This is a genomic window from Dapis purpurea BLCC-M126, assembly GCF_050015975.1.
Taxonomy (GTDB): domain Bacteria; phylum Cyanobacteriota; class Cyanobacteriia; order Cyanobacteriales; family Microcoleaceae; genus Trichodesmium.
The window spans coordinates 37,051-51,026 of sequence record NZ_JBNHER010000309.1; the positions used below are offsets into that span (position 1 = coordinate 37,051).

The 13,976-nt window shown below is 32.2% G+C and carries 5 protein-coding genes, 1 tRNA gene and 1 pseudogene; 1 reads left to right on the forward strand and 6 read right to left on the reverse strand.

The features are described 5' to 3' along the window. Positions 1 to 462 precede the first annotated feature (462 nt). The 4 genes from ACP6PL_RS28175 to ACP6PL_RS28190 all read right to left on the reverse strand — a co-directional run bounded on the left by ACP6PL_RS28175 (position 463) and on the right by ACP6PL_RS28190 (position 6,622). A complete protein-coding gene (locus ACP6PL_RS28175) occupies positions 463 to 939 on the reverse strand; it encodes an RNA recognition motif domain-containing protein (RefSeq protein ID WP_426548650.1) in 477 nt (158 codons plus the stop codon). Positions 940 to 1,922: 983 nt separating this feature from the next. Then, a complete protein-coding gene (locus tag ACP6PL_RS28180) occupies positions 1,923 to 4,502 on the reverse strand; it encodes a M48 family metalloprotease (RefSeq protein ID WP_426548651.1) in 2,580 nt (859 codons plus the stop codon). A gap of 316 nt (positions 4,503 to 4,818) precedes the next feature. Beyond that, complete coding sequence (locus tag ACP6PL_RS28185; protein ID WP_426548652.1) at positions 4,819 to 5,628, reverse strand: hypothetical protein; 810 nt, start codon at positions 5,626 to 5,628, stop codon at positions 4,819 to 4,821. A gap of 160 nt (positions 5,629 to 5,788) precedes the next feature. Next, positions 5,789 to 6,622 carry a sulfotransferase family protein gene (locus ACP6PL_RS28190; RefSeq protein WP_426548653.1) on the reverse strand — a complete coding sequence of 278 codons (834 nt, stop codon included), beginning with the start codon at positions 6,620 to 6,622 and terminating at the stop codon, positions 5,789 to 5,791. A gap of 880 nt (positions 6,623 to 7,502) precedes the next feature. Here ACP6PL_RS28190 and ACP6PL_RS28195 point away from each other — a divergent pair. Further along, a pseudogene (locus ACP6PL_RS28195) lies at positions 7,503 to 8,210 on the forward strand (transposase); the annotation flags it as partial. A 1,126-nt stretch (positions 8,211 to 9,336) separates the two neighbouring features. Here ACP6PL_RS28195 and ACP6PL_RS28200 read toward each other — a convergent pair. Together ACP6PL_RS28200 and amt are read right to left on the reverse strand one after the other, a co-directional pair. After that, positions 9,337 to 9,418, reverse strand: a tRNA-Leu gene (locus tag ACP6PL_RS28200). A 218-nt stretch (positions 9,419 to 9,636) separates the two neighbouring features. After that, entirely contained in the window at positions 9,637 to 13,272 is a 3,636-nt protein-coding gene (amt, locus tag ACP6PL_RS28205; protein WP_426548654.1) for an ammonium transporter, read from the reverse strand. Between the last annotated feature and the right edge of the window lie 704 nt (positions 13,273 to 13,976).

Consider the following 13,976-nt stretch of genomic DNA (forward strand, 5'->3'; position numbering starts at 1 on the left):
TATCTTAGTCTTTCTTTCAAGCTAATTCAGCACTTAAACCTCTGATACATATAGGTTCTAGATTTATTCAACAGACTCTACATGTTATATAATACGTTTAGTTTTGGTTTAGTATATATGGTTTCTTTGCGTAAGTTATGAGTTATATATGTTAGGAAATGTTAGGGAAAAAGCCTTTGATTTATTAAATTGAAGGCTTTTTCACTTATCAGTTAACTGTTAAGTGTTTCAATATTAGATTAATACTAAATCTGGTTTAGGGCTTGGGTAGTCCTAAAGATATCAGGATCTGGGTTACTAGATCCCTTCAATTTTCATCAGGTAGACGAGTAAAATCATTACTTGTTTACCATACCTAAATTTGGATCGCAATTTTGTAGATATAGCTCTAGGCATAGTTACAAAACTATATCTACAATAATCTCAGCTTGATAATATTTTTGAGTTTACTCAACTGAATTCCTAAGAATTAGTGCTAGCTGCCAAACGTTGCTTCAACTCTGCTAAAGCATCAGCCCAACGGGGATCGGGTTGAACTGCATCATTACCACTAGAGCTAGAACTACTAGCAGTTTTAGACGATCCTCCTTTGTCCTTGTCACGACGGGATTTTTTACTCTTGCTAGTATTGTTTTTGCTGATTGGTTTAGGTTCAGCTTCAGTATTTTCAGACTCACCCTTATTCTTAGCGCGAGGTAATGCTTTTTCAATCTTTAAAGGAGTTTCTTTAAACTGATAACCGTTATACTTTTCAATAATTTGGTCAGCTTGTTCATCATTTTTAACTGTCACAAAACCAAAACCACGACATTTACCTGTTTTACGATCTGTGATCAGTTTAGTAGTAACACTATCGCCTTCTTCTTTAAAAACTTCTTGAAGTTCTTGACGTTCCATTACCTCTTTAGGCAAATTACCAATATACAAACGAATTGACATACGAAAATTCCTCCAGACTTTGAATTTTACTTGTTTAAATTACAACAAACGAAAACTTAGTCAACTGAGATTGACTGAACACAAAACAAGAGCAGAATCAAAAAAACTGCTCTGGACTTTGGAAATGTGAAGAACTTTGACAAATACCTCTATTCACCTTTACTACAGATAAAATTATTTCCAATTTTCCATTTTGGTCAACTGTGCCAAATAATTTTATTTTGTCAGGTTGTTCTTTAGACTTTTTGATCATCACTCAACAAACAAAACTATAGGCATTACTCAATTACTTCTTTTTGATATTGATTTGCTAAACACTTATCGCCCCAACTTTTAAATATAACTTCAAAGCCTGCTAAACTCAAACAACCTAATTGCTAATATGATATTAATTTCAAGTGTACTCCCTACTTGGTAAGGGCTAAAACTTAATCATAATATTTGACTTATTTTTCAACCAAACTGGAAATGCTTACAGCTTATCTTTCCTTTGTTAACAGGCTAGTATCTTAACTACTATAAACTTACCATAATCCTAAGTCAATATCTACTATTTTTCTTAAATTTAACTATTTACTTGTATCTATTTACTTGTATCTTTGAATAGTCAGATTAAACTGTTCAGTAATCCCTACTTTTCCGATCACAAAATTTATGAATCGCTAAAAAACCAGCCGACAGTTGTGGCTGGTAGAACTTGCTGTGTTGGGAGATTGACACTTGCCACTCAAAAAGTCTGATCTGTTATGACTTCAGTAGAGGTTTTCTGTATATTAACAGACCATATTTACTAGGGTGATGCTTACTTTTAACAGCATACCTTTACCTTATTCAATATGTAATATCTCTACTAATTTGGCTCTATCAGACTAAAACTTCTGAGGTAGGCAAAATTATGAGGTCGCTTGGGTTAAGCTGCTCAGTGTAAATAAATGTAACATAGTCAATTCAAGAATGCAACTTTTCTTTACATAATCTGATAATTAAAATCTGCCCGTATAAACCATATAAGCTCCCCATATAGCAAGAGTAAAAGCTACAATTGTTGACCAGATAGGATGATTACTGTTAATAGATTGACCATTTTCAGATTTTAGAGCATTGATATCTATCCAAGGAGTAGCTCCTCGCCTCCACCAACCAGTGACAGTTATAGACTTACCAACAAAATCACTAGGACGATCGATATTAGGCCATAAGTTACCAATAGGACCAAAGTTATTAGAATAATGCAATCTGACCAGACCTTTTGTTGTTTTTAGAACCAAATCTTGTCCCAACCAATTAATCATTCCCCTCTTGCCCAGAAGCTGACCTTTCAACTGAATTCCTTGACTATCTAATGGCAAAGCTTCTGGATCGGTTAACAATTCTAACAAGTCAGGATTTTGCCAAAGTTCAGTCCGCTTTATATCAGGAAAAAAGTAATTAATCCTTATCAAAATACCAATACTAAAACCAATAGCTAAACAACCAACTAAAATGGAAATATCTCCAAATAACCAATCTAAACGCCAAAGACCAATAGTAGATAAAATTACACCTATCAACCACAAAAAAATAGCAAAACCTAAGCCTATTAACGTACCATAAAATGGCGCTCCCTGAAGCAAAAGTTTCTGCCAATTAAGATTTTGTGGAGTTGAAATCTTATTTTCCTGAGTAGTAATTAATCGATCTTTTGTAGTTACATCACCATTTATATTTCCTAAATTCAACTCTGTTTCTAGTTTCCAGAAATTAGCATAGGAACCTAGTATTTTTAAGCGATAACCAAGCAAAGGATGACTATTATTAATCTGTAACCATCGACGATATGGGTTAAAAATATCCCAGTTAAAAATAGATTCAAAACCACTATATGAGACAATACTACCAGTAGTAATAGCTTGGTTTATTCCTACTGGCATTAAGATTTCAAAACTTTCTAATAAATTCCTAATTTTGCCTTGATTTTTAACATCATCAGCCATACCAATTGTAATTTTCAGAATAGCTCGTGTGAGACCATTAGGATTACCAGTTAAATTACAAGCTAGGCGATCGCTATAATAAACTCGCTGACGAGACAACCATAAAATCGGCAATTTTAGCAACCAATATAAACCATAACTAAAAGTCGAAATTATTGCAGCAAATACTCGAAAAACGGATACTAATATAGGCAGAAAAGATTTGATAAATTCTGGTAAAAAATCGGGTAATTGATGATTTATCAAATCTAATATCCAATCTGCCAAAAAAGTTAATTGCCAATAAATAGTGTAGGGAATTTGAATCATCAAATTAGCCATAGACATTAATCGAAAATCTCCATTTTGAATATGACTAATTTCTCTAGCATAAATAGTAGCAATTTCATCTTCTGCTAGATTATCTAACAATCCTTGACTAACAACTATTCTGTAAAAACGAGGCAACCATCCATAACTAAATGCTATAGGAACATTTATTGGTAATACCTTTAATATAATTCCTCGTATTTTTTGTTTTTTAGAAAAATTACGGAGCAGTTTATTTGCTTCTTTACTGTAATTAATTAGAGTAGTTGTTGGTAGAGTTTGGAGACCATAAGTAAGTATTAATAATCCATCAATTAACCAAGGAGATAATATAAATAATCCGAGCAGAAAGATTATAAAATTTCGGGTTGGGTCTCGATAAAAAATTTGAATTGGTCGAATGTGTGGGAGCCAAACTAGAAAATCATTTGTAGCATCTAAGGTAAACTTTAGTATTGTAAGACTTAGCCAAAATATAGCAATAGCTACAACTATTTGTTCTAGCCATAAAATAGTTAAATTAGGAGATTTAAGGCGACGACCTCCTTTTGCCCTTCCTGCTTCGCGCCATTTCAATTTAGCTAAATTTTCTGGTTCATCTGAAGTAATCTCTGTTGATATTTGATGTGATTCATTTGTATTTATTGAATCCGAGTTATTTACTGTGCTTAATAAAGCGGGTGATTGATTTTTACCTGCTTCTATATCATTTTTATTTGACTGAGAATTATTTAGGGAATTTGAGGTTTGACTAGATTTTATTTCTGAGATATTTGGATTTTCTGCGATTGGTTGAAAACCTATTTCTACAGATAAATCAATATTTTGTTTAGAGATGTAATTGCTATTTTTGACAGACTTAGATTTATCTGAATTAGAATTAAAAGGCACAAATCCTGTTTCAATAGGTTGTTGATTTTGGAGAGATTTTTCTGACGCTTTAGGGGGAGGAATTGTTGATTTTTTAAGATTTTTAGAGGGGTCTTGCTTTAATAATTCCTTGAGATGACGATGAGCAAAACTTTGAATTTCACTATCAGAAATTTTAGTAAGATCGCGACACAAAGAAATAGCTCGATCTGCTTGTTTAGTTTTTTCATAAGCAATGATTAAACCCATCTGAGCTTTTAATTTTTGCTTGAGAGATTCTTGTTGAGCAATTATTTCTAGGTGAGCGATCGCCTGTGGATAATTTTTTTGCTTAAGAGCAAGTAATCCAGTTTTTAGAGATGGCTTTTCTGGCACATTTTTATCTGTGGCAGAAGATGTTTTATCTATCATTGACTGAATTTTTGATGTTGATATTTTTATGAATTAGTCATATAAAATTCTGTAGCATCGGTATTATTAAAATTCATAAAATATGAAAAAGGAAGGAAAAGGTATTTAGCAAAGCTTACAGAGTATAGACAAAATAAAATGGTACGATTCTGCCCCAACTGTAATTAATATAATCTGCTAAAATGTTGAACCATTTTAATCTTTTATTATTTCCATTCCTTTTTCTGAATCCGACTTTTAGCTAACTAGCTTTAGCTACTTCCTATTCTAATTTTTTATGCAAATCTGTTAGAGAATAGCGAAACTTCACTACCCCCTACCCCATTCTCTTTTTAATTATTCCCAATTTTATCAGTAATGGACCTAAATAATGTTTCCATGTATAAGGTTTAAAGACAATACATTTTTTTAAATGGGGAATCCAAACTCGATGGTTATTAGCATTTAAGTTAATTAAATTAGCGATATTTTCTATGTTACGAGAATAGCCATGCAGAATTTTAACAGGTTCAGCAAACGCATTAATAAAGCAAAATCTAGCATTCCATTCATTAGGTAAAGGATACATTCTTGAGGAAGAATAAAGTAACACTTCGGCGAAAGAAGTTTGGTCACTTTCTCGTAAATTACTATTAGATGAAAGCTTGCTTGTATAGAGATTAATCCATTCTTTAAATAAGCTATCGTTAGCTTCATTTTTTCGATAAAAAATTACCCCTGTATTTAATGGTTTACAAGGAATTTTTTTACCGGATTCTAAAATTGGATAATAAGTATCAACCGGTGCTGGAACTAGGGCTAGGTCAAAATATTCTAAGATATCAAAGCCACTTTCACAGTCACTCGCAAAATAAGTATCTGTATCGGCAAAGATAGTTTTTTCGTAAGGTGATAAAAAATATAAATGTTTGACTTTGAATAGCAACCCTTCATTTCTACAGGTTACTTGTTCATCTACTGGAATAATTCGGTCAAATAAGTCTTTATCATCAGGGTCCTGATTACAAGCTAGAGATATTTTGATAGATGGATTAATTTTTTTTAAACTTCTAGCAGAATCACAAGCTTCGTCAATATATTTTTTGCCTGCTGCAACATAAAAAACACCAGAATTTGAATTACTCATTAGTTAATATCCTATTTGATTTGATTAAGGAATAAATATGTAAATACTGTTCCTGATAGCGATCGACAAGTAGCGATTTTTGATGTTTATATCCCGATGGTGAAAGGGATTGACCACATAATATTACTACTTCTAGCCAACTATCATTTTCCTGAAAATTTTATAGCTTTATATAGCTATATTTCTGCATAACAGGCTGACAAATTAAATTAATTTTATGTATATCTTCAGAATTTAATTCTGCCTGTAAATTGTTGGCCCTTGTTGTATTAATTGGTCTATCAGTTCTCGTTCCTCCTGCCAAAGACTTACCGGGATTTTTTTGGTAAAAATTTAGTAGATCGTCGCTCCATTCAATTTCCAAAAAATTAGTAATTTTCCCTAATGTTTCTTTTTGGTTTTGGATTACTTCTTCATATTTAAACTCTAGAACTTCAAATCCATTATTTTTCAGCCAAGTTGGATATTGGTTTTTATATAACCAATAAATTGCAGCTAACTCAATTTTAGATAACTCAGGTAAATTCCAATTTTCTAACTCTTGACCAAAAAAAGGTTTAAGTCTTTCTATTTCTTGTATAACACATCGGTCAATCCAATCTCCTTGTGAATTAACAAGCTTCAGCATTGAGGAAATAGTGCTATGGGGGTTTCTCATCGGCCAAAGTATTTTGGCATGAGGATAAAATTTCTTTAAGAAAGAGAGTTTATGGGAATGCTCTAGCATTTTAAAGCATAAATAATGATTAGTTATTTTATTAACAGCTAATCTTTGAGCAGAGGGAAAAGGATATGGACTAGGAAACTCTGTTTCATCTACACAAGTAATCTGGGGATGTGCATTCAAAATAGATAGTAACAAAGTTGTACCACTTCTTTGACAGCCAAAAATAAAAAATAAATTCCCAGAAAGTATGGGACTAAAGTATCTTAAAGTAATTAGATTTCTAAGATGATACTTGAATTGCTCAATCATATTTAAGTAGGTAAGCATTAAAAATTATCGTTATCACAAGGCAGAAAGGGGAAGGCAAAATCCAAGAGTTTTTTTGCTTCTTAACTTAGATTATATTTTACTAACTTTCACCAGTCAAAAAAAAATTATTCTGACTATCGGCAATTTTCAATATCATTTAATTTAAGTTGCTAGAGTTTATTTGAGCTAAAACACAGTCCTAATCAAAAGAATGCTTGGGACAATAGATTATTTTACCTTTCAAAAGTTCAATTTATTAATTTAGCTGAAATTATTGTAGATTGTCTAATTAAAATTTGGGAACTGTGAACTTGAAACTAAACGATACTCCCACATTTTAAGTAATAATTTAGTGATAAGGAGTCATATTGTAGTAATAAAAATGAATCAGGAAGTTTTGCTGATATATTTCAGTAATTTTTAATTTCCTAAAATATCTCAATACTAATTCCCGCATTTATCAGAAAAAGTGTAATTTCTAAGTTGGAAAGCTATATAAATTCTGGGTTTGAGCATGGCGATCACTCTTGTCTAGAAAACAACACTGTTTAGTTAGAGTTAACCATAAAATCATCATCAGTTAGTTGGGAATCAACAGTCAAATTAATCAACCTATTTGTGTTGCTAATCAAAAACAGTAAAACAACTTAAAATTGTAGTTTTATTGATAATAAAAAACATTCAAATGTTAACATAACAATTAAAACATGAATAAGTAAAACAGTACTGTAATCAAGTTAATTACTCTTAAAGGAAGAAAAGTAATTGCTAATCTTGAGAGAGATAAAATCACTTTATATTCTGGAATTTTGTTGATATTTAAGTTAGACAAAAAGCTAAAAACAACGAAAAAATTATCTCAATATTTTCGTGATTATACAAATTAATCTTATGTAGAATATTCAAATTATGTGAACAACAAGAGGGCGTTAATTATGTGATAGCTCTGAGTACTCATCCTAAATTAAAGTTATGAGAAACATAATTAATTACAAAAGCTAAAAATAGTCATGAACAAAAACTTGAAGCTCTTATTGAATTAATAGACAGTCTTTTTCTGAATAATGAAGAGCTAGAAATAGTCAGAAAATTAATTCCCAATTTAACTTGGTTTCGCTCTTTAGATTATCAAATTGAGAAGTCATGGAGTCGTCAAAGAAGAGTTATCACAAAAGTTGGTTATGGCAGTGAAGGGTTAAAAATGCGTCATATTTTTACCTCCTTACCTGCATCAAAAATTGCACCATCTTTACTTTATACAAATAAATATTGTCCCAGAGGGGAAATGGAAAATCAGCTCAAAGAACAACAATTAGATTTATTTACTGACCGGACTTCAACACAGACATTTGAAAGTAATCAATTAAGACTTTGCTTATCTTCTATGGTCTATGTTTTAATCCAAGCTTTTCGTAAGTATTGTTTAGCTAAAACCTATTTTGCTAAGGCTAAGGTGGGAAAAATTCGCCTGAATTTCCTCAAGTTGGGATCTAGAATTACTGTTCGTTTCAGACTAATTTTAATCGTGATAACTACTACTTGTCTCTATCAAGATATCTTTGCAATTGCTTACTCTAGAATTAAAGCTATTCAAGATACAAATTGAGTTTTTTTACTCAACTTGGGAACTAAATAGTTATGGAAATGACTGATAATATAAGCGCTCTTTGTTGTCGTGCAAATCTGGGTTAATCAACTCTTTAAAATTAGGTAATACTGAAAAATTTTGATTATAAAGATTGAATTTTATCTAGGTTAACTTCAAAGTCAATCTGATTTTTGAAAAAGCTCAATTTTTGACATCCAAATCAGTTTTTCAAATTAGTTTTTGAGACATGCGGGTATAGTATATTCAATATCAGTGTTTAAACAAATATCAAAAATATCAAACCTAGCTTCATGTAAAATATCTACTAATCTAATAATCGCTCCAATTGTTCCAGAAAGTTAAAAATCCCCTTCTAATCCTCAATCGATTGATTCACAATACTCTTCTAATTTGCTTGTTTGATTTTCCGTAGCTACTAAAATTTTCATTGTGCTTTGATATTTGGTAATACTTATTTCGTTCAATCTTCCTGAGCGTGTCAGCTATAACTAAATTTATAATTAATGCACTAATGAATAAACTCTTAATTCTTAATAATTAATGTTTGTATATTGTGACACCAAACACAACTATATAGGGTTTGTTTAATAAAGTATAGGTGGTAGGAGTGAGAGTCAGGAGTCAGGAGAAATAGGGAATTTAGAGTAGATAGGAGTAAGAATTGCTCACTAATTTTTCTGTCCTTAGTTTGCCCAGTTTGCCCAGAATACTAACTTTTTTAGCGTTAAGAGTTGAAAACCTCACTTCCCATAACAATAGGAATCAAAAAAAGCTCAAGTATTTACCTATAAATGCTTTGAGAATTCATTAGGTAGCCCTTATTAGCCTTCATTCTTCTAAAGAGTAGGTGATTAGGTTATAGATTTAATATATAGTAATCCGCGCAATAGATAAGTTTTATGTAACCTTTTGTCATATAAATTGAAGTGCGAAATGTGGGTTATGGGTTTGTCCTGCTCAATGCTCCATCTCCCACTTGTATCCATGTCCAAGGATACATAGCAAAACTTTGAAGATTTGCTATTATTCGCTTTCTCCTACCTTTCCCGTAGGTTTAATATAAGAACTGAAGGAAAAATACTCTACATTATCTTACCTTAAGTCCTATGATATTTTTCCATAATGCGGATGAAGGGACTTGAACCCCCACTTCCGAAGAAACTAGAACCTAAATCTAGCGCGTCTACCAATTCCGCCACATCCGCATAATTTCAATATAACACACAAATCAAAATTTTTTCCATTTACTCATAGTTTTTTATTATATAGGGCTTGCTCACTAAATCTCAAAGCATTAACAATAAAGGCAAGTACCTTATTTGGGTTTGAAAAAAGTGCCAGATTTTCAATCTAAAACGCTCAAAAAGTTAGTATTTTTGGCAGACATAGGGTTAAAAAATTACTCCCCTACTCACCCACTCCCTCACTCCCCCACTCCATTACTACCCTCCAAAATATAAGCCTTCATCTGCCCCTTACCTTTTATATCAATAAGTCCCCGTTCTGCAAACAAAAATTTGTGCTGCAATATCTGATAAGTTGTCTCTGTAACTTGGATGACTCCTGGTATACCATGAGATTCCATACGACTAGCAATATTTACAGTATCACCCCATAGATCGTATATAAATTTTTTACGTCCAATCACACCAGCCACTACTGGGCCAGTATTAATACCAATCCGGATACGAAAATCTCGTTGATGTTCACTAGCAAAATGGGCGACTTCCTCCAGCATATCTATAGCCATAAGAGCGATCGCCTCAGCATGATTTTCCATTGGTTTGGGCAACCCACCCACAACCATATAAGCATCTCCAATAGTTTTAATTTTTTCCAAACCATACTTTTCTGCTAATAAATCAAACCTAGAAAAAATCTCATTTAACCAATAAACTAATTTCTGAGGATGAGCACAACTTGCCAACTCGGTAAACCCAACTAAATCTGCAAATAAAACTGTAACTTCGGCAAACCCTTCTGCAATTGTCTCTTGATTTTCTTTCAATTTATCAGCGATAGGTTTAGGCAGAATATTTAACAATAATTTCTCTGACTTTTCCTGTTCCAAAAGTAAAGCTTGTTCTGCTTTTTTCCTTTCAGTTATATCACGACAAAGAGCCAAAATTAAGTTACCATTGCCTGCTTTTAACAAACCGAGACGTATCTCTACTGGAAAAGTTTTACCATCTTTGCGTTTATGAATTCCTTGCACAGTTATAGGTACACCATAAGTCAATTCTTGCCACTTGTTATAAATCTCTTCTGATAAAAAACTTGCTTCAATATTATCTACATAAAAATTCAATAACTCTTCGCGAGTATATCCTAAACCTTGACAGGTGCTTTGATTTACATCAATAATTTTTCCTTGCAGATCGTGAATAATAAAAGCATCTGCTGCTTGTTCCATAACAGCTCTGAATTTTTCCTCGCTTTCTCGCAGAGCTGCTTCTGCTAGTTTCCGCTCAGTTATATCTCGTATAGCACTTACTCTATGTTGATTACCACGATAAAAAAATACTTTGGCTTCTATTTCTATAGGAAAAGTAGAACCATCTTTTCTAAGTCCAAATACTTCATAGGGTTTTTCATATCCAGAACTCAGATTTTCCCATACTAAATCTCTATATTTTGAATCAATTAACTCCAATCCATTCATCCCAATTATTTCCGATAATTCATATTTAAACATTTTAATAGCTGCGGTATTTGCATCTACAATTTCTCCTTGTTCGTGAATAATAATTCCTTCAAAAGTTGCTCTAGATAAACTCCGAAATCTTTGTTCATTTTGTTTAAGCTTTACCTCTGATTCCTTTCTTTCAGAAATATCTCGAAAAGTGCCGGTGTAGAATTTTTTTTGATTTAATTTAGCTTCCCTCAGAGCAATTTCCATGGGAAATAAGGAACCATCAGTACGAATACCAACTAACTCATATAGATTGCCAGTCTCAGCAATTTTAGATATAAGTATTTCTGTATAATATTTTTTTTTCTTAATTTTTTTTTCAATCTCTGATTCTGTTTGACTATCTGCTAAATGTTCCTCTACTAAATGAAGAAAACTAGGAAAAGAAGATTGCCAATTTTCAGGTTTAATATCCTGAAAATCAAATCTATAACAAGCATCTATAATTTCCTTAGTCGGAGAGGATATTAAGTCTGAGTTAAGCCATAATTTTAATGGTTCTACTATTAATTCTTTTACTTCCCTGAATAAATCATCACTATCTATTTTTTCCATCGTTAATGGATTAATAGTAAAATCAAGTATTTGATGAATAGGGATTCCTACTAAATCTTGACTTTTGTAGCCAAAAGTTGTCTCGGCACTAGGATTTACACTAATAATTTCTAGCCCTGGTTTAGTGAAAGTAATAATTGTATCTGTAGCGACTTTGATAATAGCATCATTTCTAGCAGTAACTTCCTCTAAAGCATCCATAACTTGATTATATCTTTCAGCAATTTGACCAACTGAAGTGAAAGGTTCTACAGGCACTCGTAAACTTAAATCTTTTGTGCGAGCTTGAGAATTCATTACTCGAAATAAATCTAATATTTCTGTTTTTGCATGATGTTCAGAAACATTTAAACCAATATGTTCATCTTCTCTAGAAACTCGAAATAAAAAAAACTTATTTGTAATTAATAAAATTGCATAGACAGCACAAAATCCTAATAGAAAAGCTGCACAAACTCCTAATAATTGAACTGTAAATTGTTGACTTAAACTAAGACCAGTACCTAATACCTCTGCCTTTCCAAATAAAGCTACTGCTAAAGTTCCCCAAATACCTGCACCAAGATGAACTGGAATAGCTCCAACAGCATCATCCACACGAATTTTTTCTAAAGCTTGCTCTACCAAAATACTAACTACCCCACCAACAATGCCAATGACAATGGCAGAAAAAGCTGTCACCGCATGACAAGCTGCTGTAATGGCAACTAGACCTGCTAAAGTTCCATTGATGAGTAGTTCAACACCAGGAATTCCTCTGATATACCAACCAATACCAAGAGCAGTCATCATTCCTGCTACACTGGCAAGAACTGTATTGACAATAATCCCTGCCACTTGTCCATTTAATGCCAGGGTACTTCCACCATTAAACCCAAACCAACCAAACCAAATTAGCATTGCTCCCAAAACTGATAGGGGCAAGTTAGAACCATGAATTTTTTCTGGTGGGCGATCCCGAGGAAATCTGCCAGTACGAGGCCCAATGACTAATAAAGCTGCCAAAGAAACCCAACCACCAATACTATGAACAACAGTTGAACCTGCAAAGTCAATAAAACCACGTTGTCCAAGCCAACCTGTTAATACACCTGCATCAACTCCATTCCAGACCCAATGACCAAATATGGGATAAATAAAACCTGAAACTACGGAGGCAACAAATAGATAGGCAGAAAATTTCATCCGTTCAGCTACGGCACCAGAAACAATAGTTGTAGCTGTGCCACAGAACATTGCTTGGAATAAAAAGAAGGCCGCGTCAAAAGGTTGCAGATCGGTTGCTAGGAAGAAATTACTATGGCCAACTAATCCAGCAGAAGAAGCTCCAAACATAAAGGCAAAGCCAAAACCCCAAAAACAGGCAACTGAAATGCCAAAATCAGTTAAATTTTTAATAGCAACATTAATGCTATTTTTTGACCTGGTAAGTCCGGATTCTAAACACATAAATCCAGGCTGCATTAGAAATACTAATCCAGAGCAAAGTAAGAGCCACAAAATATCAATTGCTTCGTAGGTAGGCTGAGGTTGTGAGGTTGATATATTATTAAATCTGGGTTGATTTTTTCTGTTAATAACAGTTTGATAATTATAGAAGTTTTGGGGTTTGATAAAATATTCTTCTGAAGATTGAGAAAAAATGGATTTTTCTGGTTGAAACTTATAATTTTTCCAGACTTTACCTTCTTTGATCTGAGTTAGTTGCTGATGATTATCTATATAATATGTATTTATTAGTGACCCGTGTAAAATACTTAATGTTAGAGCCAGAAAGAATAAAATAACCCCTAAAATATATTTTCGACGCATGGATTCGGGTCTGAGAAATTTATTTAAGTTAGTTTTTTAGTCAGCATTTAGCCGTCAGTTGTCAACTATTATAGAGATGAAAAGTTTGAATTAGTATTAAGAAATCTCTAAAAAATTAAAATTATGGGTAATCAAAGACATGAAATAAACTGAGACTTTAACCGATCAAATTATACAAATTGTCTAGACTGAATTACCAAATTTTTCGTTGATTTTTAGAGCTGAATACTTACGTTTTTTAGAGGAACATATTATTGATGGATATTTGATATAAATATAACAGATACTTAAGGTTTAAAAAGTAGAATATAATAATTATTATACTGAAAAAATAAAAAGTTATAAGTGTTAGGAAACACTTTAACAACTTAACATAAAAGAATAAAAAAGAATCTACTTAATAACTCGAATAAAGACTGTATTTAAATTCAATATAGAGGATAATTTTTAATTTTATTCAAAGTTTTTTTTGCCAGTATTTAAGCATACAGAAGTCTTAATATTGAATTTAGTAGAATAGATGCTCTGAAGTTAAAGCTGATAATATATCTATATAAGTATATCATATTTTGAGTTGTAATATACTTAACATTCATAGATACAACAAAGCAATCAGCGAAAAATATAAAAATCGCTGATTGCTCTTCATAAAGTTGACATATTTTTGCTCGAATTATGGTCTGATAGGTAGTCAATTATCAGAC